General features: G+C 63.6%; 16 protein-coding genes. 11 read left to right on the forward strand and 5 right to left on the reverse strand.

Annotated elements, in window-relative coordinates; genetic code table 11:
* Positions 1 to 23: 23 nt before the first annotated feature.
* The 3 genes from DM813_RS27245 to DM813_RS27255 are packed head-to-tail and all read right to left on the reverse strand — an operon-like array spanning position 24 to position 3,554.
* Positions 24 to 1,568 (reverse strand): class I adenylate-forming enzyme family protein, encoded by a 1,545-nt coding sequence (locus tag DM813_RS27245; RefSeq protein ID WP_128326508.1) that lies wholly within the window; start codon positions 1,566 to 1,568, stop codon positions 24 to 26.
* Positions 1,568 to 2,725 (reverse strand): acyl-CoA dehydrogenase family protein, encoded by a 1,158-nt coding sequence (locus DM813_RS27250; RefSeq protein ID WP_128326509.1) that lies wholly within the window; start codon positions 2,723 to 2,725, stop codon positions 1,568 to 1,570. The genes DM813_RS27245 and DM813_RS27250 overlap by 1 nt, the downstream gene beginning before the upstream one ends.
* A gap of 16 nt (positions 2,726 to 2,741) precedes the next feature.
* Positions 2,742 to 3,554, reverse strand: coding sequence for an IclR family transcriptional regulator (locus DM813_RS27255; RefSeq protein ID WP_128326510.1), 813 nt, complete (start codon positions 3,552 to 3,554; stop codon positions 2,742 to 2,744).
* Between the two features lie 285 nt (positions 3,555 to 3,839).
* Here DM813_RS27255 and DM813_RS27260 point away from each other — a divergent pair, with 285 nt between their 5' ends.
* The 11 genes from DM813_RS27260 to DM813_RS27310 all read left to right on the forward strand — a co-directional run bounded on the left by DM813_RS27260 (position 3,840) and on the right by DM813_RS27310 (position 17,751).
* Entirely contained in the window at positions 3,840 to 4,610 is a 771-nt protein-coding gene (locus DM813_RS27260) for an enoyl-CoA hydratase (protein ID WP_128326511.1), read from the forward strand.
* Positions 4,611 to 4,613: 3 nt separating this feature from the next.
* Positions 4,614 to 6,131: a 3-hydroxyacyl-CoA dehydrogenase gene (locus DM813_RS27265; RefSeq protein ID WP_206617442.1), complete on the forward strand. Its 1,518-nt coding sequence runs from the start codon at positions 4,614 to 4,616 to the stop codon at positions 6,129 to 6,131.
* A gap of 22 nt (positions 6,132 to 6,153) precedes the next feature.
* A complete protein-coding gene (locus DM813_RS27270) occupies positions 6,154 to 7,353 on the forward strand; it encodes a 3-oxoadipyl-CoA thiolase (protein ID WP_128326512.1) in 1,200 nt (399 codons plus the stop codon).
* A 13-nt stretch (positions 7,354 to 7,366) separates the two neighbouring features.
* Entirely contained in the window at positions 7,367 to 9,145 is a 1,779-nt protein-coding gene (locus tag DM813_RS27275) for an acyl-CoA dehydrogenase C-terminal domain-containing protein (protein ID WP_128326513.1), read from the forward strand.
* 23 nt (positions 9,146 to 9,168) lie between these two features.
* Positions 9,169 to 10,215, forward strand: a complete 1,047-nt coding sequence (locus DM813_RS27280) for an AraC family transcriptional regulator (RefSeq protein WP_128326514.1) — start codon at positions 9,169 to 9,171, stop codon at positions 10,213 to 10,215.
* A 159-nt stretch (positions 10,216 to 10,374) separates the two neighbouring features.
* Positions 10,375 to 11,430 (forward strand): 3-keto-5-aminohexanoate cleavage protein, encoded by a 1,056-nt coding sequence (locus DM813_RS27285; protein WP_128326515.1) that lies wholly within the window; start codon positions 10,375 to 10,377, stop codon positions 11,428 to 11,430.
* 62 nt (positions 11,431 to 11,492) lie between these two features.
* Positions 11,493 to 12,320: an SDR family NAD(P)-dependent oxidoreductase gene (locus DM813_RS27290; protein WP_128326516.1), complete on the forward strand. Its 828-nt coding sequence runs from the start codon at positions 11,493 to 11,495 to the stop codon at positions 12,318 to 12,320.
* A 29-nt stretch (positions 12,321 to 12,349) separates the two neighbouring features.
* Entirely contained in the window at positions 12,350 to 13,084 is a 735-nt protein-coding gene (locus DM813_RS27295; protein ID WP_128326517.1) for a carboxymuconolactone decarboxylase family protein, read from the forward strand.
* 63 nt (positions 13,085 to 13,147) lie between these two features.
* Positions 13,148 to 14,482: an MFS transporter gene (locus DM813_RS27300; protein ID WP_128326518.1), complete on the forward strand. Its 1,335-nt coding sequence runs from the start codon at positions 13,148 to 13,150 to the stop codon at positions 14,480 to 14,482.
* Positions 14,483 to 14,578: 96 nt separating this feature from the next.
* Positions 14,579 to 16,399, forward strand: a complete 1,821-nt coding sequence (locus tag DM813_RS27305; RefSeq protein ID WP_128326519.1) for a DUF1302 domain-containing protein — start codon at positions 14,579 to 14,581, stop codon at positions 16,397 to 16,399.
* On the forward strand, positions 16,399 to 17,751 hold the full coding sequence (locus DM813_RS27310) for a DUF1329 domain-containing protein (protein WP_128326520.1): 1,353 nt from the start codon (positions 16,399 to 16,401) through the stop codon (positions 17,749 to 17,751). Before DM813_RS27305 ends, DM813_RS27310 begins: the two co-directional genes overlap by 1 nt.
* A gap of 159 nt (positions 17,752 to 17,910) precedes the next feature.
* Here DM813_RS27310 and DM813_RS27315 read toward each other — a convergent pair whose 3' ends face one another.
* Both DM813_RS27315 and DM813_RS27320 read right to left on the reverse strand, forming a co-directional pair.
* Complete coding sequence (locus DM813_RS27315; RefSeq protein WP_128326521.1) at positions 17,911 to 18,213, reverse strand: DUF6124 family protein; 303 nt, start codon at positions 18,211 to 18,213, stop codon at positions 17,911 to 17,913.
* A gap of 331 nt (positions 18,214 to 18,544) precedes the next feature.
* Positions 18,545 to 19,429 (reverse strand): LysR family transcriptional regulator, encoded by an 885-nt coding sequence (locus DM813_RS27320; RefSeq protein ID WP_128326522.1) that lies wholly within the window; start codon positions 19,427 to 19,429, stop codon positions 18,545 to 18,547.
* Position 19,430 lies beyond the last annotated feature (1 nt).

Genomic DNA, 19,430 nt, shown 5'->3' on the forward strand with positions numbered 1-19,430 from the left:
GGCTGCGCCAGCTCCTACAGAGGTCAGAGGTCCAGGCTCATGGCCTTGAGCTGGTGCTTGAGTACTTTGCCGCTGGCTGCACAGGGCAGGGTGGACAGCACTCGCACATGGCTGGGCCGCTTGTAAGGCGACAGATGCTCGGCCAGGTGTGCAGTGAGCGCCTGTACATCAAAGCGCGCGGCATCGGCAACCTGGACAAACGCCACCACCTCTTCATTGCCCGCTACCGGGCGCCCGACCACTGCCGACAGCACGACACCGGGGTAGGCATTGAGCACGGCCTCGACTTCCGGCGGGTAGACGTTGAAGCCCGAACGGATGATCAGCTCCTTGCTGCGCCCGACGATGAACAGCGCGCCCTCATCATCCTGGCGAGCGAGGTCGCCGGTGTTCAACCAGCCGTCGGCGGTCAGCACCTGTGCCGTCTGTCTGGCTGCGCGGTAATAGCCTTTCATCACGTTCGGGCCACGCACCCACAGCTCGCCGACTTCACCCCGCGCCACAGCGCTGTGCCGTGCATTATCGAGCAGCAGGATCTCCAACCCCGGAATCGGTCGGCCCACCGAGGTGTCGCGGCGCGGCGCATCGATGCGGGTCTGGCTGACGGTAGGCGAGCTTTCGGTCAGACCGTAGCCGTTGTGCAACGGCACGCCGAAGCGTTGCTCGACGGTCTCCTTCAGGCTCATGTCCAGGGGTGAGCCCCCGGCATACAAAAACCGTAAGCGCGGTGCGCGCAGCTCGATCCCCTGCTGGTCGGCAAACTCCAGCAGCCGGGCAAACATCGCCGGCACTCCCTGCATGAGGGTGACGCCGTCCTCGGCCAGCGCCCGCGCCAGTTCTTCGGCATCGAAGCGTCCTTGCAACTGTAGGGCCGCGCCGCTGAACAGGCTCGCCAGGCACACGGCCGTGAGGCCGAATACATGGGAGATCGGCAGTACCGCATAGACCCGGTCATCCCGGCGCAGATGGCGCAGGCGGCTGGCCGTGCAGGCGATGTACAGCAGGTTGCGGTGAGTAAGCATCACGCCCTTGGGTTCGCCGGTGGTGCCGGTGGTGTAGATCATCACCGCAACCTGGGCGGCGCTGTCTTGTTCGACCGGTTCGATCAGGCAGGTGCTGTTGAGTGCGCCGATGTGAAAGCCGCCCAGGTGGGCGACGTCGCGTGGTTGTGCACCCACGCGTTGGGCATGCCGTGCTGCACTGCCGGACGCGGCGCTGGCAAATAGCACCCGGCGCGGCGTGCAGTGCTGTTCGATAGTGTTCAGTTCACTGGCCGACAACCGCGCGTTGACCACCACCGCCCAGGCGTCCAGGCGGCTCAGGGCCAGCAAGGCGGCAACCAGCAGGCGGCAGTTCTCTGCCACCAGCATGACCCGGTCGCCAGCGCGAACCCCGTCCATCAGCAGTTGTGCCTGCAGCAAGTCGACGGCCAGGCGCAGTTCACCGTAACTCAGTGTAATGTCGCCCTCGTACAACGCCGGACTTGCGGCGTGCTCGCGACCATGACGGTCCAGCAACTGGTGCAGGCGTTCTGGCAGTTGCGCCAGGATTGCATCGCGCTCAAGCATCAGCGGTTCTCCGCACGACGGATCAGGTTACGCGCGATCACCAGTTGCTGGATCTGCGTGGTGCCTTCGTAGATACGGAACAGGCGCACATCGCGGTAGAAGCGCTCAATACCGTATTCAGCCACGTAGCCGGCACCGCCGAAGATCTGCACGGCGCGGTCCGCGACCCGCCCGCACATCTCCGAGGCGAACATCTTGCAGCACGACGCTTCCATGGAAACGTCCTGTTTGAGGTCGCGTTTGCGCGCGGCATCCACGACCATGCAGCGGGCGGCGTAAATCTCGGCCTGGCTGTCGGCAAGCATGGCCTGAATCAGCTGGAACTCGGCCAGCGGCTGGCCGAACTGCTGACGCTCCAGGGCGTAGGCCAGGGCGTCGGCAAGCATGCGCTCGGCAGCGCCGACACAGATGGCGGCAATGTGCAGGCGGCCTTTGTCGAGCACTTTCATGGCGGTCTTGAAGCCGACACCTTCAACGCCGCCAATCAGGTTGGCAGCCGGAATGCGGCAGTTTTCAAAGATCACGTCACAGGTATGGGCGCCTTTCTGGCCCATCTTCTGGTCGACCTTGCCCAGCGACAACCCGGGGGTGCCGGCCTCAACGATGAATGCCGAGATGCCGCCGGCGCCCTTGATGTGCAGGTTGGTGCGGGCCATTACCGTGAAAATGCCGGCGTGCGGGGCGTTGGTGATGAAGCGTTTGGTGCCGTTGAGCACATAGCTGTCGCCGTCGAGCACAGCACTGGTACGCAGTGATGCTGCGTCGGAACCCGCCCCCGGTTCGGTCAGGGCGAATGCACCGATCAGTTCGCCTGAGGCCATGCGCGGCAAGTAATTACGCTTTTGTGCTTCAGTGCCGTCGATGATCAGCCCTTGGGAACCGATGCCGTTGTTGGTGCCGATCAGGGAGCGGAACGCCGGCGAGGTCTTGCCCAGTTCAAATGCCACCAGGACCTCTTCTTCCATGCTCAGGCCGAGGCCGTCGTAGTCCTGGGGAATGCACAGGCCGAACAGGCCCAGTGCGCGCATTTCCTCGATGATGGACGCTGGAATCCGGTCGTTTTCCGCCACTTCATGCTCGGCAGGCACCAGGCGTTCGCGAACAAAACGCGACAGGCTGTCGAGCAGCAGGGTGAGTGTTTCCTGATCGTTGATCATGCAAGACCTCTTGGAGTTATTGTCGGCCCAGAGTGGCTTCGACAGTGCGCACCAGGTGCGCGAGACGCGGTCCCAGGTCGTCTTCAAGCATGTGCTGGCGCAGCACGAAGGCCGGCCCCCCACAGCTGAAGGCGACGACACCGGAACCGTCGGGATGGATCAGCGGCACGCCGACGGCGTTGATATCTTTCTGCCATTCGCCGACCGCCAGGCAGTAGCCGTGGTCCTGGTATTGGCGAAAGGCTTTGTCCAGTTGCGTGCGCAGCGCCGGCCAGTCATCGCCGTGGCGGCTGCGCAGCTGGTCAAGCAGCAGGTCACGTTCGGCGTCCGGCAGCGCGGCGAGGTAGGCGCGGCCCATGGCGGTGCTGGCCATGGGAATGCGCGAGCCGATGTCCAGGCGCAAGGTCAAGGGGCCGGGGCCCTGGCAATTTTCCACATAGACCATGCTCAGGCGGTCACGGGCGCCCATCGACACCGAGCTTTGCGTCAGGTCGGCCAGTTCCTGCATCAACGGCCGCGCCTGGCGGCGTACGTCGAGGCCGCTCAGGTGGGCATAACCCAGGGCCAGCACGCCGGTATCGATCGCGTATTTGCCCAGGTTCTCCAGGTACTGCAGGTAACCGAGACGGGTCAGGGTGTAGGTCAGGCGCGACACCGTGGCCTTGGGCAGGCCGCTGCGGGCCGCCAGTTCCTGGTTGCCCAGGTGCCGCTCGCCGGGGCGGAAGCAACGCAGCAGTTCCAGGCCACGCGCCAGGGCGGTGACGAACTGGCGATCCGGCTCCAGGGCCTGTAGGTCGATTTCGGTGTCAATGCGTTTGCGCTTGTCCATGGGAATTCCTCGTGGATCGGGTAGGGGGCACCGATCGCCGGCCGGATGCTGGCACAGGAAAAATCGGTGAGTCAAGAAATCAAAATCAAGTTCCGCACAGCGAAATTCGTTAATCCAGCAGGCTTTGTCGCTGAACGGGCTTACAACCCGCAAAACAGGTGGTTTCGTGGGTGGCGTCCAACCTGGTAGCGATTTCAGCGATTTACAACGCTCAATAAATTTGCGTAGTCTGGATTGTAATGCGGAATGACGTTCCGCACAGCGAAACATAATAAGGACAAAACCATGACTGAAACCCTTGTCGAGCACCCGTTGCCCGGCGTGGCGCTGGTGCGCCTGAACCGCCCCGAGGCGCGCAATGCCCTGAACCAGGCCGTGCGTGAACAGCTGGCCGGGCATTTCCAGCAGCTGGGCAGCGACCCTGCGGTGCGCTGCATCGTCCTCACCGGTGGCGACACGGTGTTTGCCGCTGGCGCGGATATCCGCGACATGGTCGAACGCGGCGCCATCGACATGCTGTTGCGTCAGACCCAGCGCCTGTGGGCGGCAATTGCCCAGTGCCCGAAACCGGTGATTGCCGCCGTCAACGGCTTTGCGCTTGGCGGTGGTTGCGAGCTGGCCATGCATGCTGACCTGATCATTGCCGGGCGCGGCGCCAGCTTTGCCCAGCCGGAAGTGCGTGTCGGGGTCATGCCCGGCGCTGGCGGCACCCAGCGCCTGACCCGTGCAGTCGGCAAGTTCCAGGCCATGCGCATGCTGCTGACCGGGCTGTCGGTAAGCGCCGACGAGGCACTGGCCATGGGCTTGGCCAGTGAGGTGGTGGACGACGAACAGGTGCAGGCGCGGGCACTGGAACTGGCCACCCTGATTGCCGCCATGCCGCCCTTGGCCGTCATGCAGATCAAGGAAGTGCTGCTGGCCGGTCAGGACACCTCGCTGGACACCGCGTTGATGCTTGAGCGCAAGGCGTTCCAGTTGCTATTCGATTCGGCCGACCAGAAAGAGGGCATGCACGCCTTTCTCGACAAACGCAAACCGGTCTATTCAGGGAGCTGAAGCATGCAGCCACGGGATATCAGTTGCATGGCGGTGGTTGGCGCGGGCGTGATGGGCGCCGGCATTGCCCAGGTTGCCGCACTGGCCGGGGTCACGGTGTACCTGTTCGACCGCCGCGAGGGCGCGGCGCAGGCTGCGCGTCAATCGGTCCAGCACACCCTGGAGAAGCTCGCCGGCAAAGGCAGGTTGAACGCCGACCAGGTGTTGGCCGCCGCGCAGCGCTTGCTGCCGGTCGACGACATCCGGGAACTGGCCGATTGTCAGGTGGTGGTCGAGGCCATCGTCGAGGACCTGGCGGCCAAGCGCGCCTTGTTCAGCGAGCTGGAAACCTTGGTCAGCGATGAGTGCCTGCTGGCGACCAACACCTCGTCGCTGTCGGTGACGGCGATTGCCGCGCAGTGCCGGTTGCCGGAACGGGTTGGCGGCTTTCACTTCTTCAACCCGGTGCCATTGATGAAGATCGTCGAGGTTATCGACGGCCTGCAGAGCGCGCCCTGGGTCGGGCCAACCCTGCAGGCTTTGGGCACACGCTTCGGCCATCTGGCGGTGCGCGCTCAGGACACGCCGGGTTTTATCGTCAACCACGGCGGCCGTGGCTATGGCACCGAAGCGATGCGCGTACTCAGCGAAGCGGTGACCGCACCGGTCGAGCTTGACCGCATCCTGCACGAGCAGGCCGGCTTTCGCATGGGCCCGTGCGAACTGTTCGACCTGACCGGGCTGGATGTGTCCCACCCGGTGACCGAGTCGATCTACCAGCAGTATTTTCAGGAGCCGCGCTACCGGCCCACGGTCATCACTCGTCAGCGCCTGGATGCCGGGTTGCTCGGGCGCAAAAGCGGCGAGGGCTTCTATCGCTACGTCGATGGCCTGCAGCAGGTGCCCGCCGAAATTCCGCCGGGGCCCGTGCCGACGATTCCGGTGTGGGTGAGCCATGCACGGCCTGCGGCGCGCGCGCGCGTGATCAGCCTGCTGGCAACGCTGGGCGTCACCGTTGATGCGGGTGAAAGGCCCGGCCCCGATGCCTTGTGCATCGTCCTGCCATTAGGCGTCGACGCCAGCCTCAGCGCTCAGGCTGAACAGCTCGACCCGTGCCGCACCCTGGCACTGGATACCTTGCTGCCGCTGGAGCGGCGCCGGGTGTTGATGACCACGGTGGCGACCACCCGCGAATGGCGCGAGGCCGCCCGGGCGCTGCTGGCCGCTGATGGCGTTGCCGTCAGTGTGATTGGCGACAGCGCCGGTTTTGTTTCGCAGCGGGTGCTGGCGCAGATCATCAACATCGCTTGTGACATGGCCCAGCAACGGGTGGCCAGCCCGGCCGATATCGACAACGCCATCCGCCTCGGCCTCGGCTACCCCCAAGGGCCGTTGAGCTGGGGCGATGCGCTGGGCGCCGAAACGGTGCTTGAGGTACTCGACCAGTTGTACAGCTACTACCGCGATCCCCGTTATCGCCCAAGCCCCTGGCTGATGCGCCGTGCAGGCCTGCGCCTGTCGCTGCTCACCGCCGACACCTGATGCCGAATTCTGAGGATTGATCATGCTTGATGCTTATATCTATGACGGTGTGCGCAGTGCCTTTGGCCGCCACGCCGGTGGCCTTGCCCCGTTGCGCCCGGACGATCTCGCCGCGCAGGTGATCCAGGCGCTGGTTGCCCGCTCGCCGTTTGCGGCGGAGCAGATCGAGGACGTGATCCTCGGTTGCACCAACCAGGCCGGGGAAGACAGCCGCAATATCGCCCGCAATGCCTTGTTGGCTGCCGGCCTGCCGGTCACTGTCGCCGGGCAGACGGTCAACCGCCTGTGCGCCAGTGGTCTGGCGGCGGTGCTCGATGCCGCTCGCGCGGTCAGCTGTGGCGAGGGCGAGCTGTACCTGGCCGGTGGCGTTGAAAGCATGAGCCGGGCGCCGTTCGTGCTGGGCAAGTCGGAGTCCGCCTACAGTCGTGAGGCCAGGCTGTTCGACACCACCATTGGCGCGCGCTTCCCGAACCCGCAGGTGAACGCGGCCTATGGCAGCGACACCATGCCGGAAACCGCCGACAACGTTGCCCGCGACTACGGCATCAGCCGCGAAGCCGCCGATGCCTTTGCCCTGGCCTCGCAGCAGCGTTATGCCCAGGCGCAGGCAAGCGGCTTTTTCGATGCAGAGATCGTTCCGGTACAGGTCCCGGCCGGGCGCAAGGGCAGCGTCACCGTTGCCAGCGACGAACACCCCCGGCCCGAAGCCGATGCCCCGGGGCTGGCGCGCCTGAATCCATTGTCCGCCGGTGGTGTGGTCACTGCTGGCAATGCTTCGGGTATCAACGACGGTGCCGCCGCGCTGTTGATCGGCAATCGCACGGTGGGCGAGCGTGCCGGGGTCAAACCCCGTGGGCGGATCCTCAGCGGTGCTGCCGCCGGTGTTGCGCCGCGGGTGATGGGCATTGGCCCGGCCTATGCCATTCCCAAAGCGCTGGAGCGCGCGGGGCTGACGCTCGATGACATGGACCTGATCGAAATCAACGAGGCTTTTGCCGCTCAGGTATTGGGCTGCCTGAAGCTGCTGGACCTGCGCGCTGACGATGCACGCATCAACGCCAATGGCGGCGCGATTGCCCTGGGCCATCCACTCGGTGCCTCCGGCGCCCGCCTGGTGCTGACCGCGCTGCGTGAACTGGAACGCCGAGGCGGCCGCTATGCGGTGGTCAGCCTGTGCATCGGGGTCGGCCAGGGGCTGGCCGTGGTTATCGAGAGAATCTGAGAGGGCAACCGCCATGGCAACTTACACCGCGCCGCTGCGCGATATGCAGTTTGTGCTGGATGAACTGCTGGAACTGGATCACTACGCCGCCCTGCAAGGGTTTGCCGATGCACCTGCCGATGTCCGTGCGGCCATTCTGGAAGAAGCCGGCCGCGTCGCCAGCGACGTGCTGGCGCCGTTGAATGCGGTCGGCGATCACCTGGGCTGTCGCCTGGAAAATGCCGAGGTCAGCACCGCGCCGGGCTTTCGTGACGCCTACCGGTTGTACGCCGAAGGCGGCTGGACCGGTCTTACGGCGTCGCCCGAGCATAGCGGCCAGGGCTTGCCCCATGTACTGGGCATCGCTGTGCGCGAGATCATGACCAGCGCCAACCTGGCGTTTTCGATGTTTGCCGGGCTCAGCCACGGCGCTGCCAATGCCATTGCCAATGGCGGCAGCGCCGAGCAGAAGGCACTGTTTTTACCACCGATGATTGCCGGGCGCTGGACCGGCACCATGAACCTCACCGAACCGCACTGTGGCACAGATCTGGGCCTGCTGCGCAGCCGGGCCCAGGTGCAGGCGGACGGCAGTTACCGGATCAGTGGCACGAAGATCTTCATCTCTGCCGGCGAGCATGACCTGGCAGAAAACATCATTCACCTGGTGCTGGCGCGCTTGCCGGATGCACCCGCCGGGGTCAAAGGCATCAGCCTGTTCATCGTCCCCAAGTTCCTGGTCAACTCCGACGGTTCGCTGGGCACGCGCAACAACGTGCAGTGCGGGTCGCTGGAAGAGAAGATGGGCATCCACGGCAACCCCACCTGTGTGATGAACTACGATGGCGCCACCGGGTACCTGCTCGGTGAGGCGCACCAGGGCCTGAAGGTGATGTTCGTGATGATGAACAGTGCCCGCCTGGCCGTTGGTGTGCAGGGGCTGAGCCTGGCCTCGGTGGCCTACCAGAATGCCGCCAGCTATGCCCGCGACCGCCTGCAAGGGCGCGCGCCGGGTGGTGCACTTGCACCGGAGCGTGCCGCCGACCCCATCGTTGCCCATCCCGATGTGCAGCGCATGCTCCTGACCCAGCGCGCCTTTGTCGAAGGCGGGCGGGCCCTGGCGTACTGGGCCGGGCTGCAGGTGGACCTGGCGCACAAGCATGCGGACCCCCAGGTCCGCGAATCCGCCAACGATCTGTTGGGCTTGCTCACGCCGATGATCAAGGCCTATTGCACCGATCAAGGCGTAGAAAGCATCAGCCTGGCCATGCAGTGTTTCGGTGGCCACGGTTACATTCGTGAATGGGGTATCGAGCAGTTTTTGCGCGATGCCCGTATCACGCCGCTGTATGAAGGCACCAATGGTGTGCAGGCCATGGACCTGGTGGCGCGCAAGCTCAGGCTCAACGAGGGCAGGGCGCTGGGTCGCTTCATGACCCTGGTCGAGGACTTCTGCAAGGCCCAGGGTACAAAACTTGAGGCGTGCACCGTGCCGTTGCAACAGGCCCTGCGCGACCTGGAGCACGCCACGGGCTTTCTGCTCGAGCGCAACGATCCGCTCACCAGTGCTGGCGCGGCCGTCGACTACCTGCACCTCACCGCGCTGGTCGCTTTCGGCCTGCAATGGGCGAAGATGGCGCTGATCGCCGACAAGCACCTGAGCGACAATGCCGACCCGACCGGCTTCTACCGTGCGAAACAGCTGACCGCGAGGTTTTTCTTCGAGCGAATTCTCCCGCAGACAGCGATACACTTACAGCGAGTCCGGGCCGGGGCCCAGGTACTGAGCGCCTTCGACCCCGAGCAGTTCTGAGTTTGCAGTCTACTGAGGTCGTCATGAAGCGAGCGAACACTGTGGCGGAGAAATCCATTCCACTGGGTGCGCTCGCCTCGTTGCCGGTGGTACTGCAAGAGCAGGGTCATGATCCGTGGCCGCTGCTGGCGCGTTTCGGCATCGACCGGCAGGCGTTCGAACAACCGATGTTGCCCCTCCCGGTCTTCACCCATGGGCGGATTCTTGAAGAGGCCGTGCAGTTAAGCGGCTGTGATCACCTGGGCCTGCTGCTGGGGCAACGGGCCAACCTGCAGAACGCCGGGCCCTTGCGCTTTCTGGTGCTCAATGCACCGACAGTGCGCGATGCCACCGAGTCGCTGATCCGCTATTGCGGCTTGTGGTACCGCGGCCTGCACCTGAACCTGGCCCAGGAGCAGGGCTATGCGGGCTTGCGCTTGTCTATCGACGGCAACGTGCCCGGCGCCGAGCAGTTGCTTACCGCCTACCTTGCCGCCATCGTCACCATCATGGAGCTGATCGTCGGCCGCAGCTGGCGCCCGGCGCTGGTGCGCATTGCCTATCGCAAGCCGGCATCGGCGGGGTTGTACGAACGCTTCTTCCGCTGCCCGGTGTGGTTCGGCCAGTCCCAGCATGAAGTGCTGTTTGCCCAGTCGTTGCTGGACATGCGCCGCGAAGGCCATGACCGCCAGCTCGACGATTTTCTGCGTACTCACCTGAGTGAACTCAAGGCCCGCGAAAGCTCAGACCTTGCCGCCCAGGTCACTCAGGTTATAGAAGGGTTGTTGCTGCATGGCGAATGCAGCGCCGAGAAGGTCGCCGAGTTTTTTGCCGTGCACCGCTTCACCCTCTATCGCCACCTGAGCGAGCAGCAGACCAGCTTCGAATTGCTGCTTGAACAGACGCGCAAGACCCTCGCCGCCAGACTGCTCGGTGACCCCAGCCTGCCGGTTGCCGAAGTCGCCATCCGCCTTGGCTATGAGACCCAGGGCAACTTCACGCGTGCGTTCAAACGCTGGTACGCCTGCACGCCGCGCGACTGGCGCAAGGCTGCCGCGCAGCCGGTGTTGCGCACTGCAAAACGCCTTTGAACCTCTCGGGTTCCTCAATCGGGCAAAGTGCCGAAATGATAAAAAGCAGTGTCAGGATGATAAAAGCCCGGCATGGCTGACGCGTAACTTCTCCCGTACTCCAGAGCCGCACAGCGCGCTCGCTTCCTTCAATAACGATAAATCAGGACGGAGAAGTACATGCATTTTCTTGACGACAGTCTGTTCCCGGAAAACCAGGAAAAACTGGTCATCCAGGTCGCGCCCTACGGTCCGCAATGGACGCCGGCCGACTCCGACGACATTCCGGTGAGCATGGATGACCAGATCCAGAAGGCCATCGACTGCTACAACGCCGGTGCCACGGTGCTGCATGTTCATGTCCGGGAAGAAACCGGCAAGGGCTCCAAGCGCCTGAGCAAGTTCAACGAAATGCTCGGCTTGCTGCGCGAAGCGGTGCCGGAAATGGTGCTGCAGGTCGGCGGCTCGATTTCTTTTGCGCCGGAAAGCGAAGGCGAAGCGGCACAGTGGCTGGACTATGACACCCGGCACATGCTCGCCGAGCTCGACCCCAAGCCGGACCAGGTCACCATCGCCATCAACACCAGCCAGATGAACATCTGCGAGCTGCTGACCGATGACGACGTCAAGGGCACGATCCTTGAGCAACCGGGCTACTTCAACGCTTACCAGGAGATGGTCTCCGATGCGCGGCCGTCGTTCTTCATCGAGCACCTCAAGCGCTTGCAGGCTGCCGGTATCCAGCCGCACTTCATGCTTGGCCACGTGCACCAGCTGGAAACCGTCGAGCGCCTGATCCGCAAGGGCCTGTATACCGGTCCGCTGATCCTAAACTACGTCGCCATCGGTGGCGGTGCGGCGGGCCTTGATCCATCGGACATGATCGAGTTCGTCAAGCGCACGCCACCGGGTTCGATCCTGACCATGGAAAGCGCCATGCGCGCAGTACTGCCGATGAACGCCATGGCCATCGCCCTCGGCCTGCATGTGCGGGTGGGCATTGAAGACACCCTGTGGGGCCGCAAAGGCGAGCGCATGACCTCGGTGCAACAGATCGAGCAGACCGTGCGCCTGTCGCGCGAACTGGGCCGGGAAATTGCCAGCGGCAAAGAAGCGCGGGCGATCTACAAGATCGGCGAGCAGTACGCCAGTGCCGACGAAACCATTGCCCGGCTGGGCATGGCACCCAATCGCAAGCCGGGGCAACGCGGTTTTACCGTGCCGGGCTTTGCCTGATCAGGTGCGTGACTGGCGGCGTCGCCGCCAGTTTTCTTCTTTGTCCAGCCTTGAGGTGAGTGATGACGGTTCAGTTCAAAGACAAAGTGGTGTTGGTCACCGGCGTGGGCCCAGGGCTCGGTAGAGCCTGCGCCGAAGCTTTCGCCAAGGCCGGTGCGAAGCTGGTGATATGCGATGTCGAGCAGAAGGCCCTGGCCGAGGCCTGTGAAGCGGTTACTGCCCACGGCGCCGAATGCCTGACGTTACGCTGCGATGTGTCGTCGAGCGCTGAAGTGAGTGCGATGTTCGAGCAGATCAAGGCGAAATTCGGCACCTTGCATGTGCTGGTCAACAACGCGGCGTTGACGCCCAACCGCCCGGTCGACACCGAGCGGCGCAATGCTTTCTATCGCTACATCTCCACCCCCGAGCCGCGCCGTTCACTGGGCTTTACCAGCGCCATCAGTGACGAAGAGTGGCATCGCTATTGGGGCGTGAACGTTCACGGGGTGTTCTATTGCACCCGTGAAGCACTGAAGCTGATGGAGCCGCAACGCGAAGGGCGCATCGTCAACATTGCCTCGATTGCCGGGCTGTCGACCAAAAGCGTACACAGCCCGCACTACTGCGCGACCAAAGGCGCGGTGATCGCCTTTACCAAATCGGTGGCCTATGAGGTGGCCGGCGCCAACATCTTCGTCAACGCCATGGCCCCGGGCGGTGTCGCCACGCCGGCATTCAGTGCCTACCTCGACGAGGTCGGCGAACAGGCCCGTAACCGCCTGTGGCAGGGCTGTCCGCTGGGACGCTTCGGCACCCTCGAGGAATACGCGAGCACCGTGCTGTACCTCTCCGGCGAGCATTACCTGGTCGGCCAGGTGGTCAGCCCCAACGGCGGTTCGGTGATCTGAGCCGGCCACTTTTTGCGAGAACAATAACGATGAGCGATACCCCGAAATACAACGCCCTGCGCGCCGCCGGTGTGTTTGACGCCGCGCTGGACAACCTGGCGCAATGGGCGCCGCAGTGGACCGAACAGTACATGGACCTGGTCGAAGACGGCCATACCAACGAGGTGCTCGAACCGAAACTGGTGGCGCTGATTCGCCTGAACATCGATGTCACCGCGACGCACCTGTACGCACCCGGTGTGCGCCGCCATGTGCGCAACGCCTTGCGCCTGGGCGCGAGCCGGGCAGAGGTTCTGGAAGTGTTCAAGCTTGCCAGCGTGGTCGGCATTCATGCCTGCGCACTCGGGGTGCCGATCCTCGAAGAAGCGCTGGCCGAGGCGGGCCGGGAAGACCAGCCCGTTGCCGCGGGGCCAACCCCGGTGTGCGACAACGTGCGCGCCAAGGGAATGTTCAACCCGCTGTGGGAGACCCTGTACCGCTGGGACCCGCAGTACCTGGAAAAATTTCTCGGCATGGGCCTGGGCCTCTGGCAGGACGGCATCTTGCCGCCGCTGTGGATCGAGTTTCTGTGCATCGCCGGTGATGCCACCGTGACCCACATGTACGGCCACGGCACCCGACGGCACATCGAGGCGGCGCTGCAACTGGGCGCTACCCGCGAGCAGATTATGCAAGTGCTGAAAATCGTCAGCCTGCAAGGCATCGAGGCCTGCGAGCTGGGTGTGCCGATGCTGGACGAGGCGTTGCGCAGCCTCGGTCAGTGAGCCTTGCCGTGCAGCCTGGACAATAACAATGAGCACGCCGTGCCAAAGCAGGAGTAACGAGACATGACCAGTGTGGCCGAGCACACCCCGGCACTTGCCGGCGACCCGCAAGCGCGGGCGTTGAAAGCGACCTATCGCAAGATCGTCTGGCGTCTGCTGCCGTTTCTGTTTCTTGCCTATGTGATCAACTCGATCGACCGCATCAACATCTCCTTCGCCAAATTGCGCATGAGCGAAGACCTGTTGCTCAGCGATGCGGCCTATGGTCTGGGTGCGGCGGCGTTCTTTGTCGGCTACCTGCTGTTCGAGGTGCCGAGCAACCTCTACATGCAGCGCGTTGGCGCACGTCGCACCATCACCCGGATCATGATCCTGTGGGGGCTGGTGACCATGGCCACGAGCCTGGTCGGCACTCCGGAGCAGCTGTATGCCGCGCGCTTCTTTCTCGGCGTGGCCGAGGCCGGGTTTTTTCCGGGGGTGATCCTTTATCTCACCTATTGGTTCCCGGCGGCGCGGCGCGGACGGATCACCTCGATCTTCATCATGGCCGGGATCTTCGCCGGGATCGTCAGCGGGCCCCTGGCCGGCTGGATCATGACCCACTTCCACGGCTGGTACGGGCTGCGCGACTGGCAGGCGCTGTTTGTCTTCGAAGGTATTCCGGCGGTGTTGCTGGGCCTGTTTGCCTGGTTCTGGCTGGACGACAAACCGCAGCAGGTGACGTGGCTCACCGAGCAGGAAAAGGCCATCGTCGCGGCGCAACTTGCGCCTGAACAGGGCAAGGCCGGGGCGCAACACGCGTCGTTCCGTCAGTTGCTGCGCGATCCGCGCGTCCTCATGGCCGGCATGGTGTTTTTCTGCATCTACTCGGGCACTAACACCGTGGCGTACTGGATGCCCACGCTGATCCAGGGCTTCGGCCTGAGTGACATCCGTCATATCGGTCTGATCAGCAGCCTGCCGTACATCGTCGCGCTGGTGGCCATGTACCTGCTCGGGCGCAGCTCCGACCGCCATCTGGAACGCCGCTGGCACCTGGCGTCGACCATGCTGGTGGGTGCCGCGTGCTTTGTGTTGCTGGGCGTGTTCCAGGGCAACCTGGCGCTCTCGGTGCTGTTCATGAGCCTGGGCGCCGGTGCCTGCCTGTCGGCGGTGCCGCTGTTCTGGACCATTCCGCCGTCCTACCTGTCCAGCGCCGGCGCAGCAGCAGGCATTGCCCTGATCAGCAGCCTCGGCGGCATCGCGGCAATGGTCAGCCCGGTGCTGGTGGGGAGCATCAAGTCGAGTACCGGCAGCCTGTACATCGCCTTCGACGTGATCGCCTGCCTGCTGGTCGTGGGCTCACTGATCCTGCTGCTGGGCATCCCGGCCAGGTTGCTGCGCGAACACCGCGGCTGATCGCCCGCTAACCCCGTTCCCCAGTGCATGTCGGTGGCCCAGCCACCGGCACGGGGAGCGCTTGACCTTAAAACAACAATAAAAGGTGAAATCTGCATGAACAACACTCTGTCGCGCCTTGCCCCACAACCGCGCTGCCTGCTGGCCGCCAGTGTGGCGCTGGCGCTGTTCGCCGGCACCGAGGCGCGGGCCACGACGTTCCAGGTCAACGATGACTGGGCGCTGAGCACCAACACCACCCTGACCCTGGGTTCGAGCTGGGCCCTGCGCAATGCCGACCCTGGCCTGCTGTACGCCCCGGACGCCGCCAGTATTGGCAAGAACGGCAAGGGCATCGACACCAACGGCGACGATGGCCGGTTGAACTTCAAAAAGCACGACCCGATCTCGCAGATCTTCAAGGGCCTGACCGATTTCGACCTCAACGACGGCAGCCAGGGCGCCTTCATCCGTTTCAAGTACTGGTACGACCATGCCCTGGAAACCCGCGACGGCGACTTCAAGCACTTCGATGACGCCAACTACCCGGACATGGCCAAGTTCCAGGGCTTCGAAACCCTGGATGCCTATGTCTGGAAAGACTTCGACCTTGCTGGCAAGGCGTTGAACGTCAAGTTCGGCAAGCAGGTGCTGACCTGGGGTGAGGCGCTGTTCTTCCAGAACGGCATCAATGCCATCAACCCGCTGGACGTTTCGGCCTTCAACCGCCCCGGGGTCGAACTCAAGGAAGGCCAGTTGCCGGTGGAGATGCTCTCGTTCAACCTCGGCCTCAGCGATACCCTGAGCCTGGAAGGTTTTTACCAGTACAACTTTCGTCCTTCGGTGCTCGACGGTTGCGGCACGTTCTTCCAGGCTGCCGATTTTGCCCCGGAAGGCTGCGGCCCGATCATCGCGGCGGTCAGCGGCGACCGTACCACGGCCAATGCCTTGGCAAGCGGCACCTTCATCCCGCGAGGGCAGAGCGACTACCCGCACGATGGCGGGCAGTACGGCCTGGCCTTGCGCAAGGTACTGGAGAGCCTGAACGATGCCGAGTTGGGCCTGTACTACGCCAACTACCACAGCCGAACTGCGTCGTTCAACGGAACGGCGGTCACCGCACGCGGCTTGAACAACTTCAATACAGCCCGCTACAACTCGATCTACCCCGAGGACATTCGCCTGTTCGGTGTCAGCCTCAGCGGTGTGGTCGGCGGCACGGCGGTGTTTGGTGAGTTGAGTTTTCGCCCTAACCAGCCGCTGGGTTTCAACGGCAACGACACCGTGCAGTTCCTGCTGCGCAGCCCCAACACGCCCTTTACTGCGCCCGGTGTGACACCGGAGCTGGGCGCACCGATTGAAGGCTATGCGCGTAAACCGGTCAGCCAGTTCTCCGTGGGCGCCACCGACACCATCGCCAACGTGCTCGGCGCCAACCGCCTGGCCTGGGCGGCGGAAGCGGCTGTGAACCACATCGGCGACCTTGGCGATGTGCGCTTTGGCCGTGGCGGCGCCTATGGCCGCAGTGAGTTGAGCACCGGCCCCTATAACCCTGCCAACCCGGCGAGCTTCTGTGTCAGCCCTGGCACCGCCAACTTGAGTGCCGGGCAGATCGCCAACCTCAACAGCGACAACTGCAATGCCAATCGCGGTTTCTTCACCGACTGGTCGTGGGGGTATCGCCTGCGCGGCGCGCTCAGTTACGAAGGCTTGCTGCCGTCCACCGTGGTCACCCCGAGCATCAACTATCGCCACGACGTAGACGGCTATGGCCCCAACTTCCAGGAAGGACAAAAGGCTGTCGGCCTTTCGCTGCTGTTCGAGTACCGCAACGACTACTCGTTGGAGTTTGCCTACAACGATTTCTTCGGCTCGAACGATTTCACCACCCTCGACGACCGCGACTTCGCTTCGGTCAACCTCAAGGTGAGCTTCTGATGACGATTACAATGAAAAAACTGCCCGTGGTTGTTGCCCTGCTTGCGGCCTGCCTGCATGCCCCGGTTTACGCCAAAGACACCGATGCCAGCCAGCTCGACACCCGCCTGAACCCCATGGGCGGCGAGCGTGCCGGCAATGCCGACGGCAGCATCCCGGCCTGGTCTGGCGGCCTCAAGCCCGGCAGCCTGACAGCCGCGGACAACGGTGACTACCGCGACCCGTTTGCCGCACAAAAGCCGTTGATGGTGATCACTGCCGCCAACGCCGGGCAGTACCAGACCCTGCTGACCCCGGGCCAGCAGGCCATGCTCAAACGTTTTCCGAGTTACCAGCTGAGCGTCTACCCCAGCGAGCGCACTGCGCACATGCCGGCCGCGGTGATTGCCGCGAGCAAAGACAACGTCGCCGCGGTCAACCTGGCAGCGTCGGGCTATGGCCTGATCGGCTACAAGGATGGCATTCCGTTCCCGCTGCCGACCGAGCCGCTGGAAGTGATGTGGAACCACCTGGCGCGCTATGTCGGCCACTCGGTGCAGCGTGAAATGGCCTCGGCGACCGTGGAAAGCAACGGCAGCTCGACCCTGGTCACCTACCAGCAGTCGGTGCACTGGCGATCGGCGATCAGCGACCTCGCAGCGCAGGACAACGCCCTGTACTTCAGCGTGATCCGCGCCCTCAGCCCGTCGCGGGTGGCGGGCGAAATCACCATGGTGCATGAACCGCTCAACCAGGTTGAAGAACCGCGCAGTGCCTGGCAGTACATTCCCGGCCAGCGCCGTGTCCGCCGGGCACCGACCGTGGCCTATGACACCAGCGCGCGCTACAGCTATGGCCAGCTGACCAGCGACGGTGTCGGCGGCTACAACGGCGCACCGGATCGCTATGACTGGAAACTGCTCGGCAAGCAGGAGCGGCTCATCCCCTACAACAGCTACAAACTGGCCAGCAAAGCGCTCAAGTACGCCGACATCCTCAAGCCCAACAGCATCGACCCGCAGCTGGTGCGCTACGAAAAGCACCGGGTCTGGGTGGTGGAAGCGACCCTCAAGCCGGGTAATCGCCATGTCTACGGCAAGCGCCGCTTCTACATCGACGAAGACACCTGGCAGATCGCCAGTGCCGAGATGTACGACAGCCGTGGTGAGTTGTGGCGCATGTACGAGAACTACCCGATGCAGCTGGCCGATGTCGAAGTACCGTTCCCGGCAATGGACGCTACCTACGACCTGATTTCGGCGCGTTACACCACCAACTTCATGACCAATGAATACCCGCAGAAAATGGTCTTCAACGCGTTGGCGAAGAAAGAGGACTACAGCCCGGCGGCATTGCGCCGCTACGGTAAGTGAATCGGCGTATCGACGCACTTTGAGGGTTCGTTTTACCCAACCGCTGCTGATGCAGCGGTTTTTTTGTTATGGGAGTGTTTGTCTGAGAGGAGTGATGACGCTGTATGGCAAGTACACCGCGGTCCCACAGGCGAAGGTGTTTGCAGCCCGTGCGGTGGACTAGTGAGGGATGAAGATCCGCTTCACGCCAACACCATCGAGCACAGCGTCGATCAGCGCACGCGCGGTCTCGATGTGCTGACCGGCGCTGGAGACAAGTGAACGATCGTTGAGGGTGAGGTGATCGACGGCATCGCTCACCGTGGCCTCTGCATAGCGAAGCAGCTGGCAGGCGTGGAGCAAGGCTTCTTCGGCGCAGATACCGGCGCGGACCGTGAACATGTGGTTGGTGCCGAACGGGGTGCTGGCGGTGGTGGCGCTGGAAAGATCGAGACTCGGTGGATCGGGAACAAGCTTCTTCATGGTCAACCTCTGTCGGTGAATCCACCATCCCTCGCTGCTAAACGAAGGTGGCAGCTGTGCGTGGGTTAGCAGACCGGTGACAGAGAACCGGCGCACCCGAAGGTGCCCCACGCACAACCGCCATAACAGCGGTGTCCGTAGATCTCTGTCATACCCAGACTGCTAAATCTGGTCGCTGGATGTTCCAACGACGACAGCAGCCTAGGCCCCTGAAGAGCCCGGCACAACAGAGCAACGGCGGCGGAAGTATGATTCAGAACGGTCTGACAGAAAACGCCTACGGCATCGCGATTTGGCGCCGCTGCCCGTCAGCGCAAACTTTCCGACCCGATCACACCGGGCTCTGACAGAACTCGAGAAAACGTGCCAGGCCACGGGTTGGCTGCTTGTCCTTGTGGATCACCCGGTACAGGGTGCGCTTGAGCGGACCGCTGGGGCAGGGCAGGGTGCACAGCTGCCCCAGGGCCAATTCACCACGCACCATCACCCGTGACACGCAGGCAATGCCGGCGCCGGCGATCACGCAGTGCTTGATCGCTTCGCCGTTGGACACTTCCAGCAAGTGCTGCGGGCTGCCCAGCCACGGGCCGATCAGGTGCTCAAGCATGTTGCGCGTGCCCGAGCCCTGTTCGCGGGTAATCCAGCGGGCGGTGGCCAGCGCCTGGGCGTCGGGCCGGGCCTGCTGGGCCAACGGGTGGCCGGGGGCGGCAATCAGCACCAGCTCGTCTTCGCGCCACGGCCGTACATCGATGTCCGGGTGCTGCACCGGGCCTTCGACAAAGCCGACATCGATGGTGAAGTTGCACAGCGATTCGACAATGCGCTCGGTGTTCTCGACCTTGAGCTCCAGGCGGCTCTGCGGCTCGGCCGCAAGGAAGCTGGCGAGCAGCTCCGGCAGCAGGTAGGCACCGATGGTGGTGCTGGCACCGATGCGCAGGTGGCAGGTGAGTTGCTGCTGGAACAGTGTTTCGGCCTCCTGGGCGCCTTCCAGGGTGGCCTTGGCGTGGGGATAGAAACGCCGCCCGTGTTCGTTGAGCACCAGGCGTTTGCCATGGCGATCGAACAGCCGCGTGCCGAGCTGATGCTCGAGATCCTGCAGCGACATGCTCGCCGCCGCCTGGCTCAGACTCAGGTCTTTGCTGGCACGGGTGACGCTGCCAAGGTCGGCGACTGCAACGAAGGTAGCCAGCTGTTTGAGGGTAATTCGGCACTGCATA

Source organism: Pseudomonas alkylphenolica (assembly GCF_004025535.1).
In the GTDB taxonomy this organism is placed as follows: Bacteria; Pseudomonadota; Gammaproteobacteria; order Pseudomonadales; family Pseudomonadaceae; genus Aquipseudomonas; species Aquipseudomonas alkylphenolica_A.

Coding starts and splice junctions, on each gene's coding strand:
- DM813_RS27310 (WP_128326520.1), top strand. CDS start 16,399: ATGACGATTACAATGAAAAAACTGCCCGTGGTTGTTGCCCTGCTTGCG.
- DM813_RS27280 (WP_128326514.1), top strand. CDS start 9,169: ATGAAGCGAGCGAACACTGTGGCGGAGAAATCCATTCCACTGGGTGCG.
- DM813_RS27255 (WP_128326510.1), bottom strand. CDS start 3,554: ATGGACAAGCGCAAACGCATTGACACCGAAATCGACCTACAGGCCCTG.
- DM813_RS27245 (WP_128326508.1), bottom strand. CDS start 1,568: ATGCTTGAGCGCGATGCAATCCTGGCGCAACTGCCAGAACGCCTGCAC.
- DM813_RS27285 (WP_128326515.1), top strand. CDS start 10,375: ATGCATTTTCTTGACGACAGTCTGTTCCCGGAAAACCAGGAAAAACTG.
- DM813_RS27290 (WP_128326516.1), top strand. CDS start 11,493: ATGACGGTTCAGTTCAAAGACAAAGTGGTGTTGGTCACCGGCGTGGGC.
- DM813_RS27320 (WP_128326522.1), bottom strand. CDS start 19,429: ATGCAGTGCCGAATTACCCTCAAACAGCTGGCTACCTTCGTTGCAGTC.
- DM813_RS27315 (WP_128326521.1), bottom strand. CDS start 18,213: ATGAAGAAGCTTGTTCCCGATCCACCGAGTCTCGATCTTTCCAGCGCC.
- DM813_RS27250 (WP_128326509.1), bottom strand. CDS start 2,725: ATGATCAACGATCAGGAAACACTCACCCTGCTGCTCGACAGCCTGTCG.
- DM813_RS27275 (WP_128326513.1), top strand. CDS start 7,367: ATGGCAACTTACACCGCGCCGCTGCGCGATATGCAGTTTGTGCTGGAT.
- DM813_RS27295 (WP_128326517.1), top strand. CDS start 12,350: ATGAGCGATACCCCGAAATACAACGCCCTGCGCGCCGCCGGTGTGTTT.
- DM813_RS27300 (WP_128326518.1), top strand. CDS start 13,148: ATGACCAGTGTGGCCGAGCACACCCCGGCACTTGCCGGCGACCCGCAA.
- DM813_RS27260 (WP_128326511.1), top strand. CDS start 3,840: ATGACTGAAACCCTTGTCGAGCACCCGTTGCCCGGCGTGGCGCTGGTG.
- DM813_RS27270 (WP_128326512.1), top strand. CDS start 6,154: ATGCTTGATGCTTATATCTATGACGGTGTGCGCAGTGCCTTTGGCCGC.
- DM813_RS27265 (WP_206617442.1), top strand. CDS start 4,614: ATGCAGCCACGGGATATCAGTTGCATGGCGGTGGTTGGCGCGGGCGTG.
- DM813_RS27305 (WP_128326519.1), top strand. CDS start 14,579: ATGAACAACACTCTGTCGCGCCTTGCCCCACAACCGCGCTGCCTGCTG.